Origin of the sequence: Geodermatophilus sp. CPCC 205761, from assembly GCF_051383655.1 — a bacterium.
Lineage (GTDB): Bacteria > Actinomycetota > Actinomycetes > Mycobacteriales > Geodermatophilaceae > Geodermatophilus.
The window spans coordinates 1-652 of record NZ_JALPKQ010000114.1 but is presented as its reverse complement, the minus strand read 5'-3'; the positions used below and the strand labels follow the sequence as shown (position 1 = coordinate 652).

Genomic DNA, 652 nt, shown 5'->3' with positions numbered 1-652 from the left:
ATCACCGGCCGCTTTGAGCTCGATGCCGTCGGCGGGGAGAAGCTGCAGACCGCGCTGGAGGCGCTCGGGCAGGCCGGCCGGTGCGCCGGAGACACCCGCACCCGCGCCCAGCAGCTCGGCGACGCCCTGGTCCAGCTCTGCGACACCCAGTTGGCCACCGGCGGCCTGCCGGTGCTGCGGACGGTGACGCCACACCTGGTGCTGACCCTGCCCGCCGCCGAGCTGGCCGGCGCCGCCCCCGACGCCGGCCAGCTGGGCTTCGGCGCGGTCCTCCGCCGCCCGGGCCCGCTGGATCGCCTGCGACGCCACCCTCACCCGGCTCGTGCTGGACCCCGACGGGCTGCCGCTGGACGTCGGCCGCACCGCCCGGGTGGTGCCGCCGCACCTGCGCCGCGCGGTCGAGCACCGCGACCGGTCCTGCGTCTTCACCGGCTGCGGCGCCCCCACCCACTGGTGCGACGTCCACCATCTCCTGGAGTGAGTCAACGGCGGCCCGACCAGCCTCGAGAACAGCGCGCTGCTCTGCGAGCGGCACCACACCAAGGTCCACCACGGCTTCCGGATCGAACGACAACCCGACGGCCGATGGCGCACCTGGCGCCCCGACGGCACCGAGATCCTCATCCACCCACCGATCGACGCGGCCGCGTGA

General features: G+C 75.3%; 1 pseudogene. It reads left to right on the top strand.

Annotation, left to right across the window (positions count from 1 at the left end):
- Positions 1-652: pseudogene (locus tag MY526_RS26960) on the top strand (DUF222 domain-containing protein); the annotation flags it as partial.